The 15,026-nt window shown below is 68.7% G+C and carries 15 protein-coding genes; all 15 read left to right on the top strand.

Going from position 1 to position 15,026, the window contains the following annotated elements:
* The first annotated feature begins 26 nt into the window (after positions 1-26).
* The 15 genes from ACE3SG_RS10520 (at position 27) to ACE3SG_RS10450 (ending at position 15,025) form a co-directional block, all read left to right on the top strand.
* Entirely contained in the window at positions 27-1,742 is a 1,716-nt protein-coding gene (locus ACE3SG_RS10520; protein ID WP_374564822.1) for a methyl-accepting chemotaxis protein, read from the top strand.
* Between the two features lie 141 nt (positions 1,743-1,883).
* Positions 1,884-2,930: a peptidase U32 family protein gene (locus tag ACE3SG_RS10515; RefSeq protein WP_374564820.1), complete on the top strand. Its 1,047-nt coding sequence runs from the start codon at positions 1,884-1,886 to the stop codon at positions 2,928-2,930.
* Between the two features lie 13 nt (positions 2,931-2,943).
* Positions 2,944-3,906 (top strand): U32 family peptidase, encoded by a 963-nt coding sequence (locus ACE3SG_RS10510; protein ID WP_374564818.1) that lies wholly within the window; start codon positions 2,944-2,946, stop codon positions 3,904-3,906.
* On the top strand, positions 3,903-4,379 hold the full coding sequence (locus ACE3SG_RS10505) for an SCP2 domain-containing protein (protein WP_374564817.1): 477 nt from the start codon (positions 3,903-3,905) through the stop codon (positions 4,377-4,379). The genes ACE3SG_RS10510 and ACE3SG_RS10505 overlap by 4 nt, the downstream gene beginning before the upstream one ends.
* A complete protein-coding gene (locus tag ACE3SG_RS10500; RefSeq protein ID WP_374564908.1) occupies positions 4,376-5,302 on the top strand; it encodes an acyltransferase in 927 nt (308 codons plus the stop codon). The genes ACE3SG_RS10505 and ACE3SG_RS10500 overlap by 4 nt, the downstream gene beginning before the upstream one ends.
* Positions 5,303-5,318: 16 nt before the next feature.
* Positions 5,319-5,537, top strand: coding sequence for a DUF3079 domain-containing protein (locus ACE3SG_RS10495; protein WP_374564815.1), 219 nt, complete (start codon positions 5,319-5,321; stop codon positions 5,535-5,537).
* 98 nt (positions 5,538-5,635) lie between these two features.
* Positions 5,636-5,935 (top strand): DUF2249 domain-containing protein, encoded by a 300-nt coding sequence (locus tag ACE3SG_RS10490; protein ID WP_374564814.1) that lies wholly within the window; start codon positions 5,636-5,638, stop codon positions 5,933-5,935.
* Between the two features lie 39 nt (positions 5,936-5,974).
* Entirely contained in the window at positions 5,975-8,248 is a 2,274-nt protein-coding gene (locus tag ACE3SG_RS10485) for a nitric-oxide reductase large subunit (protein WP_374564812.1), read from the top strand.
* Positions 8,249-8,257: 9 nt separating this feature from the next.
* The gene (locus tag ACE3SG_RS10480) at positions 8,258-8,731 is read left to right on the top strand and encodes an Rrf2 family transcriptional regulator (RefSeq protein WP_374564810.1); all 474 of its coding nucleotides are present in this window, start codon (positions 8,258-8,260) and stop codon (positions 8,729-8,731) included.
* A complete protein-coding gene (locus tag ACE3SG_RS10475) occupies positions 8,728-9,144 on the top strand; it encodes a metal-sulfur cluster assembly factor (RefSeq protein WP_374564808.1) in 417 nt (138 codons plus the stop codon). The genes ACE3SG_RS10480 and ACE3SG_RS10475 overlap by 4 nt, the downstream gene beginning before the upstream one ends.
* A complete protein-coding gene (locus ACE3SG_RS10470) occupies positions 9,141-10,277 on the top strand; it encodes a hypothetical protein (RefSeq protein WP_374564806.1) in 1,137 nt (378 codons plus the stop codon). The genes ACE3SG_RS10475 and ACE3SG_RS10470 overlap by 4 nt, the downstream gene beginning before the upstream one ends.
* A gap of 17 nt (positions 10,278-10,294) precedes the next feature.
* Positions 10,295-11,470: an NnrS family protein gene (locus ACE3SG_RS10465; protein WP_374564804.1), complete on the top strand. Its 1,176-nt coding sequence runs from the start codon at positions 10,295-10,297 to the stop codon at positions 11,468-11,470.
* A 1-nt stretch (position 11,471) separates the two neighbouring features.
* Entirely contained in the window at positions 11,472-11,855 is a 384-nt protein-coding gene (locus ACE3SG_RS10460; protein WP_374564802.1) for a SirB2 family protein, read from the top strand.
* Positions 11,856-11,996: 141 nt separating this feature from the next.
* Entirely contained in the window at positions 11,997-13,910 is a 1,914-nt protein-coding gene (locus tag ACE3SG_RS10455; protein ID WP_374564801.1) for a response regulator, read from the top strand.
* A gap of 86 nt (positions 13,911-13,996) precedes the next feature.
* Positions 13,997-15,025, top strand: coding sequence for a diguanylate cyclase (locus tag ACE3SG_RS10450; RefSeq protein ID WP_374564799.1), 1,029 nt, complete (start codon positions 13,997-13,999; stop codon positions 15,023-15,025).
* The last annotated feature ends 1 nt before the right edge of the window (position 15,026 follow it).

Raw genomic sequence — 15,026 nt, 5'->3', positions numbered from 1 at the left:
GATTCGCGCCGATAGGCGTGTGACGGTTGCCGCCGCCCGGTCGCCGGCACTTCTGCCGATCTGAAATCCTCCAGGAGTCTCGCAGTAATGAGCGACTTTACCGATCTGAAAACCGCCGCGCCGCCGCGCTGCCCCTCACTCACCTGCGGGGGGAACCCATGATGTTCGACAACATGTCCGTCCGTCTCAAGCTGCTGACGTCTTACGGAGCGTTGGCGCTGATGGTGCTGCTGGTGGCGGGGCTGTCGCTGAAATCACTGTCCGATGCCGACACCCGTTTCAGCGGATTCGTTCACGGCGCCAATGCGCGCGTGCTGTTGGCCGAGAGCGTTCGCGACGCGGTGGGCCGCCGAGCCATCGCCGTGCGCAACCTCGTGCTCGTCACCAAGCCCGACGATCTGGCGGTCGAAAAGGCCGCAGTGACCCAGGCCCACGAAGATGTGCAGATGCGAATGGCCAAGCTGCGGGACATGGCCAATGCCCCCGGCGTGCCCGAGGATGTGCGCCAGAAGATCGGCGGCATCGACAAGGTCGAGGCGACCTACGGCCCGATTGCGACGGCCATCGTCCAGTTGGCACTCGACGGCCATCGCGACGACGCGATCACCAAGATGAACGACGAATGCCGGCCGCAGCTCGTGGCGCTCGTCAAGGCGAGCGAAGACTACCGCGCATTCGCCGCCAGCGGCGCCGCAGCGCAGGTGGCGCAGGCTGAAGAATCGTTCCGGACCCAGCGCAACCTGCTCGCGGCGACCTGCCTGTTGACCTTCGCCGCCGCGGGGCTGGCCGGCTTTCTGATCGCGCGCAACCTCACCCGCGCCCTCGGCGACGAGCCGGCTGCGCTCGGCGTGGTGGCGCAGCGTGTGGCCAATGGGGAGCTCACACCAGTCCCCGGCGCCGAGACCGCGCCCGCCGGCAGCGTGCTGGCTTCGTTGGGCGCCATGCAGGCCAGCCTGGCGCGCATCGTGGGTGACGTTCGTGGCGCCTCCGAGTCGATCGCCACCGGCTCGGCGCAGATCGCCACCGGCAACGCCGACCTCAGCCAACGCACCGAGGAACAAGCCAGTGCCCTGCAGCAGACCGCCGCGACGATGGATCAGCTGGGCGCGACGGTGCGAAACAACGCCGACAGCGCGAAACAGGCCAGTCAACTCGCCATCGGGGCCAGCGAGGTGGCGATCAAGGGTGGCGCGGTCGTCTCCCGCGTGGTCGACACGATGAAGGGCATCAACGACGGCAGCAAACGCGTCGCCGACATCATCGGCGTGATCGACGGCATCGCGTTTCAAACCAACATCCTGGCGCTGAATGCGGCCGTCGAGGCGGCGCGTGCCGGCGAGCAAGGGCGCGGTTTCGCGGTCGTCGCCAGCGAGGTCCGCAGCCTGGCCCAGCGCAGCGCCGAAGCGGCCAAGGAGATCAAGAGCCTGATCACCAGCAGCGTCGAACAGGTCGAGCAAGGCACCTCGCTGGTCGACGAAGCCGGCCGGACGATGGAGCAGATCGTGGGCGCGATCCAGCGTGTCAGCGACATCGTTGCCGAGATCAGCGCCGCGAGCACGGAGCAAAGTGCCGGCGTTGGCCAGGTTGGCCAGGCGGTGTCGCAGATGGACCAGGTGACGCAACAAAACGCGGCCCTGGTGGAAGAAAGCGCCGCCGCCGCGGAAAGCCTCAAACAGCAGGCGCAGCGTCTGGTGGGTGCCGTGTCGATCTTCAAGCTGACGGCGCAGCCCACCGGCTGCTGACGGCGGGGGCCGGGGGTTGGAGCCCGTCGCCCGGTGCGGCGCCGGGCTCGCCACCGCGTGTTTGCGCAACCCTTGCGGTGACGCAAAACCATGGTGGCGTCGGCTGGCGATAGTCGGCCGAATCTCGACCACCGCCTGACCGTGAACCCCAACGACCACCCGCCCACAACGGCCAAAACCCATGCCCGCCCACCTGAACTCGTCTGCCCTGCCGGCTCGCTGCGCGCCCTGGTGGCCGCGGTGGACGCCGGCGCCGACGCGGTCTACCTCGGGCTCAAGGACGCCACCAACGCACGCAACTTCGCCGGCCTGAACTTCGACGACGCGCAGGTGCGCGAGGGCGTGGCCCACGCCCACGCCCGGGGCGCGAAGGCGCTGATGGCGCTGAACACCTTTGCCGACGCACGCGACCCGGGGCCCTGGCGCCGCGCGGTCGACAAGGCCGTCACCCTCGGCGCCGACGCGCTGATCGTGGCCGACAGCGCGGTGATGGCCTATTGCCGCGATCACCACCCCAACCTGCGGCTGCACCTGTCGGTGCAGGCCTCGGCCACCAGCCATGCGGCGATCGAGTTCTACCGTCGCCGCTACGGCATCCAGCGCGCGGTGCTGCCGCGCGTGCTGACGCTGCAGCAGGTGGGCCAGGTCATCAAGCACACCGATGTCGACATCGAGGTCTTCGGCTTCGGCAGCCTGTGCGTGATGGTCGAGGGCCGCTGCGCGCTGTCGTCTTACGTGACCGGCCAGTCGCCGAACAACGCCGGCGTATGCTCGCCGCCCTCGGCCGTGCGCTGGCAGGACGACGGCCCGGCCGGCATGCAGGCACGCCTGAACGGCGTGCTGATCGACCGCTACGCGCCAGACGAGCCGCGCGGCTACCCCACGCTGTGCAAGGGCCGCTTCTCGGTCAACGGCGAGCGCGACTACGCGCTGGAAGAGCCGACCAGCCTGAACACCCTGGCCATCCTGCCCGAGCTGATGGCGATGGGCGTGAAGGCGATCAAGATCGAAGGCCGGCAGCGCAGCACCGCCTATGTCGAGCAGGTCACGCGCGTCTGGCGCGCGGCGATCGACCAGGCCGCGGCGCAGGGCCGCTACAGCGTCCAGCCCGAATGGACCACCACGCTGGCCAGCCACGCCGAAGGCCAGCAGCACACGCTGGGCGCCTACAACCGGCCCTGGCGCTGAACGCTTCGACACGATGACACCCCAATCGACGACAACCACCGCCGCCGCCGCGCCGCAACGCATGGCCCTGACCGTGGGCCCGGTGCTCTACCACTGGTCCCGCGACACCTTGCTGCACTTCTACGCCGACCTGGCCGACAGCCCCGCCGACACGGTGGTTCTGGGCGAGGCGGTGTGCGCGCGCCGGCGCGAGCTGCGGCTGGACGACTGGCTGGCCCTCGGGCGCGAGCTGCAGGCCGCCGGCAAAGAGGTGGTGCTGGTCGCGCAGACGCTGATCGAAACCGAGGCCGACCTGCGGCTGCTCGAGCGCCAGGCCGAGCAGCAGGGCTTTGCGGTCGAAGCCGGCGATGCCTCGGCGCTGCAGCTGCTGGCCGGGCGCGTGCCGCTGGTGCTGGGGCCGCACCTGAACATCTACAGCCGCGAGGCGCTGGCCGAACATGCCGACCTGGGCGCCTCGCGCTGGGTCGCGCCGGTGGAGCTGGCGCTCGATGCACTGGCGCTGATCAACCCGCCCGCCGCGCCGGTGCACACCGCCCAGGGCGAGGCGATCACGACCGAGGCCTGGGCCTTCGGCCGGCTGCCGCTGGCGTTCTCGGCGCGTTGTTTCACCGCACGCCACCACCGGGTTGGCAAGGACGACTGCGGATATCCTTGCTTGTCCGATCCGGACGGCCTCTTGCTGGCTTCGACCGAAGGCCAGCCATTTCTCGTGCTCAATGGCACCCAAACCCAATCCGCCGCGGTGCAAAACCTGATCGGCGATGCCGCAGCGTTGCGCGCCGCCGGCGTGTCGCGCCTGCGGCTGTCACCCTGCGCCAGTGGCTTCAGCCAAGTGCTGCGCGATTTCGACGCCGTGATGAACCACGGCCGCCCGGCCACCGGCTGCGCCGACGCCTGGCTCGGCCAGGGCGTGCCCGGCCCGTTCAGCAACGGTTTCTCGCGCCGCCTGCCCGGCATGGCCTGGAGCGCCGCATGAACGGCACCGCCCCCGAGTTTTCGCTGCCACCGGGCCTGCCGACGATGCTGGCGCCGCTGCACCGGCGCGTGTGCGCGCTGGTCGAGCGCTTGCCGGTGCAGCCGCCCTCGTTCGTGCTGGCCCGCGCGCTCGACCGCGTGCTGCTGCCGCGCCTGCCGGCCGATGCGCGCCAGGCCCTGGCCGGCCGCTGCGTCGAGCTGCGGGTCACCGATTTCGGCCTGCGCGTGCGCCTGCAGCTCGGGCCGGGCGGCTTTGCGCTCGCATCGTCAACGGCCGAGCCGGCCCTGCGCATCACGGCGCCGGGGTCGAGCTACCTGCGGCTGCTGCGGGGCGACGACGACCCAGACCGACTGTTCTTCGAGCGCGCCCTGGTGATGGAAGGCGACACCGAGCTCGGCTTGGTGCTGAAGAACACGCTGGACGCGATCGGCCCGCTGTGGCCGCGCCGCGCCGCGCCGGCGGCCCGGCGATGATGGTCGTGGCCTGGCTGCGCGGCGCCCTCACCGGCCTGCTGCTGGCCGTGAACACGGTGCTGGTCTTCTCGCTGATGATGCTGCCGGCGCTGGCCAAGCTGGTGCTGCCGGCCGGTGCGCTGCGTGTGGCCTGCGACAAGGCGTTGAACAGCCTGGCCTCGTGCTGGGTGGCGGTCAACAACGCCTGGCTCGCGGCCGCCGCCTCGAACCCCTGGGAGGTGAGCGGCCTGGACGGCCTGAACCCGCGCGGCTGGTACCTCGTCTCCAGCAACCACCAGAGCTGGGTCGACATCCTGGTGCTGCAGCGCGTGTTCCACCGCCGCATCCCGTTCCTGAAGTTCTTTCTCAAGCGCGAGCTGATCTGGGTGCCGGTGATCGGCCTGGCCTGGTGGGCGCTTGACTTTCCGTTCATGCAGCGCGGCAAGGGCCGCGGCGGCAGCCGTGACGACCTGGCCACCACCCGCCGCGCCTGCGAGAAGTTCAAGCGCATCCCGACCTCGGTGATCAACTTCGCCGAGGGCACGCGCTTCACCCACGCCAAGCACGCGGCGCAGCGCAGCCCTTACCAGTACCTGCTGATCCCCAAGGCCGGCGGCCTGGGCGTGGCGCTGGCGACGATGGGCGAGCAGTTCGACGCCCTGCTGGACGTGACGCTCATCTACCCCGAGGGCACGCCCAGCTTCTGGGACCTGCTCTGCGGCCGGGCCGGCGCGGTGTGGGTTCATGTGCGCCGGCGCCCGGTGCCCACCGCGGTGGTCGGCGGCGACCTGGTGCGCGACAAGGCCTACCGGCAGCGCGTGCGCGCCTGGATCGACGAGCAGTGGGCCGAGAAAGACCTCTTCATCGAGACCCGGCTGCGCCAGTACCACGCCGGCCGCGCCGCCGCCGGGGCTGGCGCGCTGCAACCGGAGCACGAGGCCTGAAGCCGCGCACCGCGCCATGGCCAAACGCTTCCCGATCCGCCCGAGCCACCCCGAGCGCAACTGCTGGGGCTGCGACCGCTTCTGCGCCGCCAACGACCTGATCTGCGGCAACGGCTCGGAGCGCACCCAGCACCCGGTCGAGCTGTTCGGCGACGACTGGCTCGAGGCCTGCACGGACGAAGCCGACCGCGTGCTCGCCCCACCAGGCCAGCCCGCCCCAGACCCCCAGCGCTGACAGACCTGCGCACGGCCGGGTTGATGTGGATCAACCTTGTGTGGCGGGCGCGTCCCTAGCATAGATGCATTCTGAATGCATCTTCAAAAGGACGCGCCATGCCCTCTGCCCAAGCCCAAGCCAAAGCCCACGCCACCATCGATGTCCGCACCGTCGCGCCGATGGAGCGGCACCCGCTGATCTTCTCGACCTTTCGCGAGTTGCCGGCCGGCCTGGCGATGGATCTGGTGAACGACCACGATCCGAAGCCGCTGTACCACCAGTTCCAGGCCAACATCCCCGGCCGTTTCGGCTGGGACTACCTGCAGTCGGGCCCCGATGTCTGGCAGGTCCGCATCACCAAGCTGGCTGACCCGCACGCCGAAGGCCGCTGCTGCGGCGGCTGCGGCGGCGCCTGAGCCACCTTCTCCCCGTCTCAACTACCGGGAAACCAAATCATGAACACTTCGCAAAGGCTGTGGCGTTGGCTCGGCCTGATCTTCGTGCTGTCGTTCGGCGCGCTGGGTTATCTGGGCGTCCAGATCTACCTCAGCGCCCCGCCGATCCCCAAGGCCGTCGTCAGCGCCGACGGCGAAACGCTGTTCACCGGCGAGCAGATCCAGCTCGGCCAGCAGGCCTGGCTTGCGGCCGGCGGCCAGCAACTGGGCACCGTCTGGGGCCACGGCAGCTATGTCGCGCCGGACTGGTCGGCCGACTGGCTGCACCGTGAGGCCGTGGCGCTGCAGGACATCCGCGTGCAGCAGTTGAACAAGGTCGCCAGCAACCTGACGCCGGCCGACCATGGCGCGATCGACGCGGCGCTGAAAGACGAGATGCGGCGCAACACCTATGACGAGACCACCGGGGTCATCAAGGTGTCGGCCGAGCGTGCGCAGGCGATCAAGCATGTTGCGCACCACATCGAAGGCCTGTTCGGCGACGAGGCCTCGCTGGCCCACTTGCGCGACCAGTACGCGATGACCGAAGGCTCGCTGCCGGCGCTGACCGACCGTCAGGCGCTCGCCGCGTTCTTCTTCTGGACCGCCTGGGCCGCCGCAACCGACCGGCCGGGCGAGCAGAACCTGTCGTACACCAGCAACTGGCCGCACGAGCCGCTGGTGGGCAACACGATGACCAGCACCGCGGCCGTCTGGTCGATGGTCAGCATCGTGCTGCTGCTGGCCGGCATTGCCGCGATGCTGTGGTTCCACGGCGGGCAGAAGCATGAAGCGCCTGCACAACCGCCCAAGACCGACCCGCTGATCGGCGCGGTCGCCACGCCGTCGATGAAGGCCACGCGCAAGTACTTCTTCGCCGTCGTCGGCCTGATGCTGCTGCAGATCGGCATGGGCGCGATCACCGCGCACTACGCGGTCGAGGGCCAGGCCTTCTTCGGCATCCCGCTGGCCGAGGTGCTGCCTTACACGATCAGCCGCACGATCCACACCCAGGTCGGCGTGTTCTGGATCGCCACCGCGTGGCTGGCCACCGGCCTGTACATCGCGCCGCTGCTGTCGGGCCGCGAGCCCAAGCTGCAGAAGCTCGGGGTGGACGTGCTGTTCTGGGCCCTGATCGCGATCGTCGTCGGCTCGACGGCCACCGGCTGGCTCGGCACGCTGCAACACCGCGGCGTCGACTTCAGCTTCTGGATCGGCAACCAAGGCCTCGAATTCACCAGCATGGGCCGCGTCTGGCAACTGCTGCTGTTCGTCGGCCTGCTGTTCTGGGTCTTCCTGCTCGGCCGCGCGCTGTGGCCGGCGCTGACCAAGCCCTCGGAAACGCGTGGCCTGATCGCGATGGTGTTCCTGTCGGCCACCTGCATCGGCGGCTTCTACGCCAGCTCGCTGACCTGGGGCCAGCACACCCACTACTCGATGATCGAGTACTGGCGCTGGTGGCTGGTGCACCTGTGGGTCGAAGGCTTCTTCGAAGTGTTCGCCACCGCGGTCGTCGCGCTGATCTTCACCAACCTGGGCCTGGTGCGCGCCGAAAGCGCCAACCGCGCGATCGTCGCCGAGACCATCGTCTTCCTGTTCGGCGGCATCCTGGGCACGCTGCACCACCTGTACTTCACCGGCACGCCCACATCGATCATCGCGGTCGGTGCGGTCTTCTCGGCGCTCGAAGTGGTGCCGCTGACGCTGATCGGCCTCGAAGCGCTGCAAACCTACCGCCAGTCGAAGTCGCTGCCGTGGCTGGGGGCCTACAAGTGGGTCATCCTCAGCTTCGTCGCGGTGGGCTTCTGGAACACGGTGGGCGCCGGCCTGCTGGGCTTCGCGATCAACCCGCCGGCCTCGCTGTACTACGTGCAGGGCCTGAACATGACGGCGGCCCACGGCCACGCGGCGCTGTTCGGCGTCTACGGCATGCTGGGCATCGGGCTGATGCTGTTCTGCCTGCGGGGCCTGTACGCCCGCGGCCTGCACGTCGACCGCCTGCTCAAGCCCGCCTTCTGGAGCCTGAACATCGGCTTGGGCATGATGGTCTTCCTGTCGCTGCTGCCGGCCGGCATCTACCAGGCCTGGGCCAGCGTCGACAAGGGCCTGTGGTTCGCCCGCTCGCCGGAGGTGATCCACTCGGGCGTGATGGAAACGCTGGTCTGGCTGCGTGTGCCTGGCGATATCGTGTTTGCCCTCGGTGGCTTGCTGTTGGCGCTGTATGCGGTCAAGCTATTGCGTCGGCCCACCGGGGCCCAGGCCACGGCAGCGCTGCCGGCGGCCCAACGCACCTGAAGCACCACCATGAAGCTCACCGCCTTCACCGACTACAGCCTGCGCGTGCTGATCTACCTGGCGGCCCAGCCGGGCCGGCGCAGCACGATTGCCGAGATCGCCAAGGCGTTCAACGTGAAGGAGAACCACCTGACCAAGGTGGTCCACTTCCTCGGCAAGGCCGGCCTGCTGGCCAATGTGCGCGGCAAGGGTGGTGGGCTCAACCTGGCGCTGGCGCCGGAAGACGTGGTCCTCGGCCGCGTCGTCCGGCAGACCGAAGGGGCCGACACGCCGGCCGAGTGCTTCGGCGAAGAGCCGAGCCTGGGCCGCTGCTGCATCGAACCGGTCTGCCGACTGCGCCCGGTGCTGCACGAGGCGGTCGAGGCCTTCTACGCGGTGCTGGACCGCTACACCCTGGCCGACCTGGCGCGCAACCGGCAGTCGCTGGCGAACATCCTGTTCGTCGACCGCCGGCCGGGCCCGCGGGAGGGGTTGGCATCGTGAGTACCCCCAAACCTGTCGCCCTGCGCCAGGCCCCCCAAGGGGGTCAAGAAGTCTCGGGAACGGCCCGTCGCCTTCTTGAGAGCACCGACACGCCGTTCCCCTACAGCGGCCCCGAGGCGCTGCGCCAGCCGATCGTCGCCGCGCTGACGCGTGTCGTCGACCCCGAGGTGGCGCTGAGCATCGTCGACGTGGGCCTGGTGCTCGGCGTCACCGTGTCGGCCGAGCGGCTGCACGTGCTGCTGACCATGACCTCGGCCGCCTGCCCGGTGGCCGGCCTGATCATCGAAGAAGTCGAGGCCGAGCTGGCCGGGGTGGCCGAACGCGGCATGGCGATCGATGTCGAACTGGTGTGGGAGCCCCCGTGGACCCCCGACCAGATGAGCGAGCGCGCCCGGCGCTTCATGCAGTGGTGACCCGCACCGCCCCACCCCGCAGCCCGGCGGCGTTTGCCAAGCCCCTGCTGCTGGGTCTGGTGGCGGTGTCCCTGGTCGGCGGGGTGTTCGGCGGGCTGGCGCGCTACGGCGCCGCCCCGGCCTTTCTCGACGGCCAGGCCTGGCTCGGCCAAGCGCTGCTGTGGCATGCGGCCTTGATGGTCTGCGGCTTTTTGGGCACCGTGATCGGCATCGAGCGCGCGGTGGCCGTCAAGCGGCCCGTCGCCTTCTTGGCGCCGGTGCTGTCGGGTGCGGCGGGCGTGTCGCTCGTCGCAGGCGCGGCCACGCTGGCCGGCGCGCTGCTCGTCGCCGCGGCCACGGTCTTCGTCGCCGTCAACATCGTCATCGTTCGCCGCCAGCGCGCGGCCCACACTGTGTTGCTGCTGGTGGCCGCGCTGGCCTGGCTGGTGGGCAACCTGCATTTCGCCATCGGCACCACCGTCGCGCGCCCCGGCCTGGCCACACTGGCCTGGTGGTTCAACTTCCTGGTGCTGACGATCGCCGCCGAGCGGCTGGAGATGACCCGGCTGATGCGCCGGCACCCGGCCGCGCACCCATCGTTCTACGCGGTCGTTTCGCTGCTGCTGGCCGGTGCTGCCGCGTCGGCCGTCTGGCCGGTCGGCGGTGGCCTGCTGTTCGGTGCGGCGCTGGCGCTGATGGCTGCCTGGCTGGCGGTGTTCGACATTGCCCGCCGAACCGTCTTCGCCGCGGGCCTGCCGCGCTACATGGCCGTGTGCCTGCTGGGCGGTTATGCCTGGCTCGCGGTGGCCGGCGTGGCCTGGGCCGCGATGGTGCTGGGGCTGCCCACGCGCGACACCGCGCTGCATGCCCTGGGCCTGGGCTTCATCATCAGCATGGTGATGGGCCACGCACCGGTGATCCTGCCGGCGGTGGCCCGCGTCAAGCTGCAGTTCGGGCGGCCGTTCTACGGGCCCTTGTTCGCGCTTCACCTGTCGCTCGCGCTGCGCCTGGGCGCCGGCGCGTTCGACGGCCAATTGGGCGCCGCGGGCGCCGCATTGAACGCCCTCGCCCTGGTCTGGTTCGCGGCCACCGTGCTGGGCGGTATCGTGGCCTGGCGCTGGGCCCACCCCTCTTTGAAAGAAAAGCCCCAATGACCGGCTTCGTGCAAATCATGGAACCGCCCCGGCGCCCGAACAGCGCCCCGGGCTTCGCGCTGTGGCAACTCGGCTTCCGGCCGTTCTACCTGCTGGCCAGCAGCTTCGCCGCGCTGTCGATCGCGCTGTGGGCGCTGCAATACGCCGGCTGGCTCGACCACGCTTACCTGCGCGGGCCGGCCTGGCACGCGCACGAGATGCTGTTCGGCTTCACGCTGGCGGTGGTCGTGGGCTTTCTGTTCACCGCCGGACGCAACTGGTCGAATCGGCCCACGCCGACCGGCGCGCTGCTGGCCGCGCTGGCGGCCTTGTGGGTGGCCGGGCGCGTGCTGGTTCTGACACCCTTCGGCCTGACGGCGGCGGTGGTCAACGCCGCCTTTCCGCTGTCTGCCGCGATCGCGCTGGCGGTGCCGTTCATCGCGGCGCGCAACCAGCGCAACTACTTCTTCATCGGCCTGCTGCTGCTGATGTCGGCCGCGCAGATGCTGTTCCACCTGGCGCAGCTGGGCGTCATCGCGGCGCCGCCGTGGATCGGCATCCAGCTCGCGCTCGATGTGGTGCTGTTCATCATGGCGGTGATGGGTGGCCGGGTGATCCCGATGTTCACCAACAACGGCATCGCCGGTGCCGCGGCCACGCGCCAGCCGCTGGTCGAGAAGGCCGCGCTCGGCTCGGTGCTGCTGCTGTGGGCGGCCGATGCGGCGCAGTTGCACGGCACGCCGATGCTGCTGCTGGCCGTGCTGTGCGCCGCCGCCCACCTGGCGCGCTGGTCGCTGTGGCAGCCCTGGGTCACCTGGCGCACGCCGCTGGTCTGGGTGCTGCACCTGGCCTACCTGTGGATCCCCGTGCACCTGCTGCTGCGTGCGGCGGCCGAGGCGGGCTGGCTGGCGCCGTCGCTGGCCACCCATGCGCTCACGGTCGGCGCCATCGGCGGCCTGATCATCGGCATGATGACCCGCACCGCACTGGGCCACACCGGCCGCCTGCTGCGCGCCGGGCCCTGGGAAACGACCTGCTATGTGCTGGTGGCGCTGGCCGCGGTGGTGCGCATCGGCGTGCCGATGCTGTGGCCCGAGGCCTCGCTGCACGCGGTGCTCGCCGCCGCAGCGCTGTGGTCCACCGGCTTCGGGCTGTATGCCGTGGTCTACTGGCCGATCCTGACCCGCTCGCGGGTCGACGGTCGACCCGGCTGATATGGACTACGCCCTCGTCAAGACCATCCACCAGACCGCCGTCGCGCTGTCGTTCACCGGCTTCTTCGCGCGCGGGGCGGCGTCGCTGCGCGGCGCGCGCTGGGTGCAGGGGCGCGCGGCCAAGACCTTGCCGCACATCGTCGATTCGGTGCTGCTGCTGTCGGCCCTCACGCTGGCCTGGATGCTGCGGCTGAACCCGGCCCATGCGCCGTGGCTGCTGGCCAAGATCATCGGGCTGCTGGTCTACATCGGGCTCGGCATGGTGGCGCTCAAGCCCGGCCGACCGGCGCCGGTGCGCGCCGCCGCGTGGGTGGCCGCGCTGGCCACCTTCGGCTGGATCGCTTCGGTCGCGATCACCAAGAATCCGCTCGGCCTGCTTTCCTAGGCGGCTCCTCACAAGGACCGGAGCGCACTGCCGCACGGGACCGGCAATTCCTTTATGCTCAGTCTCATCCGCCATCCCCTTGCCGACTGACAGAATAGGCAAGCCTTGACATGAGCGGCACACGAGCCCAGGGGACACGTCATGACTGAGCGTCAGTTCAGCTTGCTGCTTGTGGATGATGACCCTTCCGCGGTTCAGGCCATGAGCCGCATGTTGGCGGACTACACCAACCAGCGATTTGCCACCTCTGGCGCGGATGCGCTACGCGTGGCCCGCGAATCTCCACCGGACCTGATACTCCTCGACGCGGAGATGCCTGGCATGAGTGGCCTTGAGGTGTGCAAGGCGTTGCGCGCCGACTCTGCACTGGCGCACATTCCCGTCATATTCGCGACCAGCCATGACTCTGCGGAACTTGAAGTCGCGGCTCTGCAAAGCGGGGCAGTCGACTTCGTCACCAAACCGATCGCAGAAACGCAGTTGCGATCCCGCGTTCGCGCACGCTTGCGAACCCACCAGGCGCTTCATGAGCCTGCGGCTGCAGCGCGTCATGACGTGCTGCAGCCACCGGAGCGCCCCTCACGTTTGCTGATCGTCGACGACGAAGTGAACGCCATCCATGTTCTGTCCCAGACGCTGTCCCAGCTTGGCGAGCTTCACTATGCAAGCTCGGGCGAAGAGGCCCTCAGAATCGCCCCGTTGGTGTCGCCTGACATCATCCTTCTCGACATCCACATGCCGGGTATCGATGGCTTCGCCGTCTGCGGTGTGCTGAAGGCGTTGCCGGACTTCGCATCGGTGCCGATCGTCTTCGTGACGCGCCACTCCGAACCCGAAATCGAAATGCGTGCGTTGGATCTCGGCGCCGCCGAATTCATTGCCAAGCCCTACACGCCAGCGGTGCTTCGCGCGCGGGTGCGTAATCTCCTGCACCTCAAGCACCGAACCGACGCGGACCTGCGTGCCGTGAGCGAGCGCTGGCAGCGTGTGAGCGACGCCCGAGTGGCGGGCATCGTAGAGGCCGCGACGGATGCGATCCTGACGATCGACACCCATCAACGCTTGGTGCTGATGAATGGGGCCGCCTGCCGCTTGTTTGGCGTGCAACCGGACGAAGTCATGGGTCATCCGGTGCGGAATGTCCTCGGCAGCCTGTTGGACGATCTCAGCGTTGGCGGTGCAGCGCCCGTTCGCTTGTCACTGCCATTCAGCGGTGACGGAGCAGTAACAGTCGAGATGTCGGTTTCCACGTCAGACGAAGGCGCCCAGCGTTTGACGACCGTGGTGCTGCGCGACGTGAGCGACCGCGAGCGCCTCGACCGAGAAACCCAAGCACGCGCCGAGGCTGAAGCCACGGCGCAGATCAAGGCCCGTATGCTGGCCTACTTGGCACATGAGATAGGCAACCCGCTGAACGGCATCATTGGGTTCGGTCAATTGATGGCCGCTGACACTGAACTCGCCCTGCATCCGGTTCAAAGGCAAAGGTTGGCCCATCTGCTGTCCAGCGCCCGCCACCTTCAGACGCTGATGCGTGACGCGCTCGACTTGGGCCGCTTTGAATCAGGTCAATTGGCGTTCGAGATCCGAGATATCGATGTATCCCCTCTGTTGACCATGGCCATCGAGGCCAGCCAGTCCCTCGCCGCAGAGCATCGCGTGGAACTGCGGCTCGGTGCTCAGTCAACCTTCGCCGTCTGGGCGGACAGCAGCCGCCTTCAGCAAGTGTTGTTGAACCTGCTGTCGAATGCGGTCAAATACAACCGTGCCGGCGGTAGGGTCGACGTGGAAGCGTCCCGGCGTGCCTCCACCGTGGCCATCGCCATCCGCGATAGCGGCCTCGGCATGGACGCCGAACAGCGAAAACACTTGTTCGAGCCATTCAACCGCCTCGGCCGGCAGGGCTCGGGCACGCCGGGTGCTGGCCTGGGATTGCTGATCACCCGCCAGCTGGTGGAAGCGATGGGGGGGCAGTTGGAGGTCGACAGCATTCCTGGGAGTGGCAGTTGCTTCACGGTGCTGCTGCCCAGCGCTGACAGCCCGCGTCCAGACTGACGCAAACCTGCCGCCAAGATGCGCCCGGGGTATATATTTCTCTCGAAGCTCATGCCACAGCCGGCTGAAGCACCGAAAGGAGCAGGTTGAACCACGACATCTTGCTGGTGGACGACGATCCCGGCGCCATCCAGTTGATGGCCCGGATGCTGGCAGGCCTAGGCCGCCTGCGGTTTGCCACCAGCGGGGCGATGGCTCTCGGCATGGTCCGCGCATCGGCACCTGACCTGATTCTTCTCGACGCGGAAATGCCAGGCATGAGCGGCTTCGAGGTCTGCCGTGAGCTGCAGGCAGATCCAGCCTTGGCGAGCATCCCGGTGATCTTCGTCACCAGCCACAGCGACACGAAGACCGAGGTCGCGGGCTTTGAGTTGGGTGCGGCTGACTTCATCAGCAAGCCCATCAGCGAACCGTTGGTGGTTGCCCGCGTCAAGACCCAGCTGCGGATCAAACGACTGACCGACGAATTGAGGCGCCTGAGCACGATCGATGCGCTCACCGGGGTGGCCAATCGCCGCCGGTTCGACGAGACGCTGGTCGCCGAATGGCAGCGGGCACGCAGATCGGGAGACTCTCTGTGCCTGCTGATCGTCGACGTCGACCATTTCAAGCGATTCAACGACACCTACGGCCACCCGGCGGGCGACGCGGCGCTGTGCGCGGTGGCCCGGGCGCTCACCGAGTCGACACAGCGCACCAACGATTTGATCTCCCGTTTCGGTGGCGAAGAATTCGCCATGCTGTTGCCGTGCACGCCCCGGGCGGGCGGGAAGCATGTGGCGCACCGCGTCGTGCAGGCGGTCGCGGCCATGAACCTGCCCCACGCGGCCTCGCCCACGGCCCCCTGCGTGACGGTAAGCGTCGGGATGTCGTGCTACGACGAAGACAGCGCCTGTTGGATCACTGCATCGCCCGACTCCCTCGTCATGGGCGGCGACCAGAGGCGGCGCACCGCACAGGAGCTGCTCAAAGCCGCCGACGAAGCGTTGTATGCAGCCAAGAGGGCCGGCCGAGCCCGGGCCTATTGGCTTGATGTCTCAGACGTGGACGAGCCTGCCCGGGCTCAGCCCGTCGGCGAGATGCAGATCCAGGGAGCATCACCGCACGGCGAATGAG

The organism is Ideonella sp. (assembly GCF_041914305.1).
GTDB lineage: Bacteria > Pseudomonadota > Gammaproteobacteria > Burkholderiales > Burkholderiaceae_C > Ideonella.
Note: the sequence above shows the minus strand (reverse complement) of the source record. Positions and strands in the feature narration are given on the sequence as shown.

What these genes read in the sequence shown, in the direction of transcription:
- ACE3SG_RS10510 (WP_374564818.1), top strand. Translation starts at nt 2,944, where the DNA reads ATGACACCCCAATCGACGACAACCACCGCCGCCGCCGCGCCGCAACGC.
- ACE3SG_RS10505 (WP_374564817.1), top strand. Translation starts at nt 3,903, where the DNA reads ATGAACGGCACCGCCCCCGAGTTTTCGCTGCCACCGGGCCTGCCGACG.
- ACE3SG_RS10500 (WP_374564908.1), top strand. Translation starts at nt 4,376, where the DNA reads ATGATGGTCGTGGCCTGGCTGCGCGGCGCCCTCACCGGCCTGCTGCTG.
- ACE3SG_RS10495 (WP_374564815.1), top strand. Translation starts at nt 5,319, where the DNA reads ATGGCCAAACGCTTCCCGATCCGCCCGAGCCACCCCGAGCGCAACTGC.
- ACE3SG_RS10490 (WP_374564814.1), top strand. Translation starts at nt 5,636, where the DNA reads ATGCCCTCTGCCCAAGCCCAAGCCAAAGCCCACGCCACCATCGATGTC.
- ACE3SG_RS10485 (WP_374564812.1), top strand. Translation starts at nt 5,975, where the DNA reads ATGAACACTTCGCAAAGGCTGTGGCGTTGGCTCGGCCTGATCTTCGTG.
- ACE3SG_RS10480 (WP_374564810.1), top strand. Translation starts at nt 8,258, where the DNA reads ATGAAGCTCACCGCCTTCACCGACTACAGCCTGCGCGTGCTGATCTAC.
- ACE3SG_RS10465 (WP_374564804.1), top strand. Translation starts at nt 10,295, where the DNA reads ATGGAACCGCCCCGGCGCCCGAACAGCGCCCCGGGCTTCGCGCTGTGG.
- ACE3SG_RS10460 (WP_374564802.1), top strand. Translation starts at nt 11,472, where the DNA reads ATGGACTACGCCCTCGTCAAGACCATCCACCAGACCGCCGTCGCGCTG.
- ACE3SG_RS10455 (WP_374564801.1), top strand. Translation starts at nt 11,997, where the DNA reads ATGACTGAGCGTCAGTTCAGCTTGCTGCTTGTGGATGATGACCCTTCC.